Here is a 1,424-nt window from a genome sequence, read left to right as displayed (position 1 = left end):
GGTGGCGTCCACCAAGGTGGTGTGTGACGGCCCCGCGATCAGCGGGCCGAGGCATGAAGGCGGCCACCGCGTGATCTTCTGGATGACCTCTCACAGTCCTTCAGGAGTACAACGCGATGACCGCTCCAAGCAGTATCGACCCTGCCCACTTCCTGCACGAGCAGCTGGCCCAGGCCAGCCCTGACCTGCTGCGGCAGATGCTCACCACCTTCATCAACACGCTCATGTCCGCCGAGGCCGACGCGGTCTGCGGCGCCGGGTACGGCGCCCGCTCGACCGAACGCACCAACACCCGCAACGGCTACCGACACCGGGACTTCGACACCCGCGCCGGCACCCTGGACGTGGCCATCCCCAAGCTGCGGGCCGGCTCCTACTTCCCCGACTGGCTACTCGAGCGCCGCCGCCGGGCGGAGCGGGCGCTGACCACCGTGGTCGCCACCTGCTACCTGCTGGGGGTGAGCACCCGCCGGATGGAGAAGCTGGTGGAGTCCCTGGGCATCACCCGGCTGAGCAAGTCCCAGGTCAGTGAGATGGCCAAAGACCTCGACGCCCACGTCGCTGACTTCCGGCACCGGCCGCTGGACGCCGGCCCCTACACCTTCGTCGCCGCCGACGCCCTCGTGCTCAAGGTGCGTGAAGGCGGCCGGGTGGTCAACGTCCACGCCCTGGTCGCGACCGGGGTCAACGCCGACGGGCACCGGGAGATCCTCGGCCTGCAGGTCACCAGTGCCGAGGACGGCGCCGGCTGGCTGGCCTTCTTCCGCGACCTCACCGCCCGCGGCCTCACCGGAGTCCAGCTCGTGACCAGCGACGCCCACGCCGGCCTGGTCGCCGCGATCGGGGCCACCCTGCCCGGCGCCGGGTGGCAGCGGTGCCGCACGCACTACGCGGCGAACCTGATGGCGGTCTGCCCCAAGGCGCCCTGGCCGTGGGTGCGGGCGCTGCTGCACTCGGTCTACGACCAGCCCGACGCCGGTTCGGTGCACGCCCAGTTCGACCGCGTCCTCGACGCGCTGGCCGACAAACTGCCCAAGGTCGCCGAGCACCTGGAGACCGCCCGCGCCGACCTGCTGGCCTTCACCGCGTTCCCGCAGGAGGTCTGGCGCCAGATCTGGTCCAACAACCCCTCCGAACGGCTCAACCGGGAGATCCGCCGCCGCACCGACGTCGTCGGCATCTTCCCCGACCGCGACTCCCTCATCCGCCTGGTCGGCGCCGTGCTCGCCGAGCAGCACGACGAATGGACCGAAGGCCGCCGCTACCTCAGCCTCGACGTCCTCACCCGCTGCCGCATCCGACCCGTCACCGACACCGACACCAGCGAGGAGGTGACCGCACAGACCACCATCCCGGCGCTCAGCGCCTGACCAACCAGGAAGATCACGCGGACCCCGTCACACACCACCCCAGCGGACTTGACC

1 protein-coding gene is annotated in these 1,424 nt (G+C 70.7%); it reads left to right on the top strand.

Annotation, left to right across the window (positions count from 1 at the left end; all coding sequences use genetic code 11):
- The first annotated feature begins 116 nt into the window (after positions 1-116).
- Positions 117-1,370, top strand: coding sequence for an IS256 family transposase (locus tag FHL80_RS25040; protein WP_138736030.1), 1,254 nt, complete (start codon positions 117-119; stop codon positions 1,368-1,370).
- Positions 1,371-1,424: the final 54 nt, after the last annotated feature.

Source organism: Modestobacter excelsi (assembly GCF_005930495.1).
Lineage (GTDB): Bacteria > Actinomycetota > Actinomycetes > Mycobacteriales > Geodermatophilaceae > Modestobacter > Modestobacter excelsi.
The sequence above is the reverse complement of the archived record's forward strand: the minus strand, read 5'-3'. Positions and strand labels throughout refer to the sequence as shown.

Bases quoted from the DNA above. Each gene is read 5' to 3' on its own strand.
- FHL80_RS25040 (WP_138736030.1), top strand. From the start codon at position 117: ATGACCGCTCCAAGCAGTATCGACCCTGCCCACTTCCTGCACGAGCAG.